Here is a 1,442-nt window from a genome sequence, read left to right as displayed (position 1 = left end):
GGCCTCGAAGGCTTCCGCGATGCGCGCCCACTCCGGCTTCTCCACCTGCTTCGCCATGCCCGGAAGCGTCCGCCGCGAACCGCTCCCCCGGCAATCCCTCACGGCACATCGTTGGCCGGACGGTTACGGCAAACGGAGTGCGCTTGCGATTCGCCGTGGGTGCCGACGTGGACTACGTGGCCCGGCTCGTCGCTGCATTGGGACGGTGAGGCAGTGTTCACGCTTCCCGCGTCGGTGCGCGTGGTGCTGGCCACCGAGCCGGTGGACATGCGCAAGTCGATTGACGGGCTCATGGCGCTGGTGCGCACGGCGTGGGGTGAAGACGTCTACTCGGGACACCTCTTCGCCTTCGTCTCCAGGCGGGGCGACCGCATCAAGGTGATGACGTGGAGCCGGGGCGGCTTCGTGCTGCTCTACAAGCGGCTGGAGACGGGCCGCTTCCGGCTGCCCCGGGTGGACACGGAGGCGAAGGCGGTGACGCTGGACGCCACGCAACTGGCGATGCTGCTGGATGGCATCGACGTGGCCGAGGTGAAGCGCCCGCCTGCCTGGGCGCCCCCAGGGCGTACAGGTAGCTGAGCACGTCACCTGGTGAATGGCCTACCCGGCGAGTCGTTGAGAGCGGGTGCCCAGAGTCCTCCCTCTCGACCATTTCTGCCCCTGGCGTGAGGAGGCCGAGGAGCTGCGCGAGCGGATGACGTCGCTGGAGTCGAAGATGGCCGCGCTGGAGCGGCGCGTCTTCGGCCGCAAAGCGGAGAAGCTGCCGCCTGTCGCCTCGGAGCTGAGAGGCGCGTCACCCAGCCCCGAAGAGGAGACGGCTCGGGCGACGGCTGCCTTGGCGAAGCGCCAGAAGCGCGCGGCGCGCAAGGCCGAGGAGGCCCCTACGCGCGAAGTGCGGCACGTGGTGCCACCCGAGGCGCGCCATTGCCCCACGTGCGGCAGCGAGGACCTGAAGCCCTTGGGCACGGGGCGCACCTCGGTAATGTACGAGTACGTCCCGGCCTTCTTCGAGCGCCAGGTGCACGTACAGGAAGTCCTCGCGTGCGCATGCGGCCAGGGCGTAGTGACGGCCCCGGCCCCCGTGCGGGTGGTGGACAGAGGCGAGTACGGCCCGGGCTTCCTGGCGCACGTGGTGACGTCCAAATGCGCGGACGCCATGCCCTTGCACCGGCTCGCCCAGCGCGTAGAGCGGGGCGGCGTGCCCATGCATCGCAGCACGCTGACGGACCTCTTCCACCAGTCCGCTTCGGTATTGCAGCCGCTCTCCAGGCACCTCTTGCAAGTCATTGTGGCCTCCGAGGTGGTGTGGGCCGACTGTTGCCGCGCACGGTGGTTGAGGGAGACGGCCCCATTCTCGGACCGACTGGATGAGGGGGAGCGGCCGAAGCAGAACTCGTCGCCCATCAGCGAGCCGGTTTCTTGCGTGTCGCCGATGATGCTGT

General features: G+C 69.0%; 2 protein-coding genes. Both read left to right on the top strand.

The features are described 5' to 3' along the window. Positions 1–213: 213 nt before the first annotated feature. Positions 214–579 carry an IS66 family insertion sequence element accessory protein TnpB gene (gene tnpB, locus D7X99_RS41865; protein ID WP_121782578.1) on the top strand — a complete coding sequence of 122 codons (366 nt, stop codon included), beginning with the start codon at positions 214–216 and terminating at the stop codon, positions 577–579. 115 nt (positions 580–694) lie between these two features. Continuing rightward, on the top strand, positions 695–1,442 hold a 748-nt coding region (locus D7X99_RS41860; RefSeq protein WP_147476434.1), incomplete at its 3' end, for a transposase.

Origin of the sequence: Corallococcus sp. AB032C (assembly GCF_003668935.1) — a bacterium.
GTDB lineage: Bacteria > Myxococcota > Myxococcia > Myxococcales > Myxococcaceae > Corallococcus > Corallococcus exiguus.
This window is presented reverse-complemented; position numbering and strand designations above follow the sequence as displayed.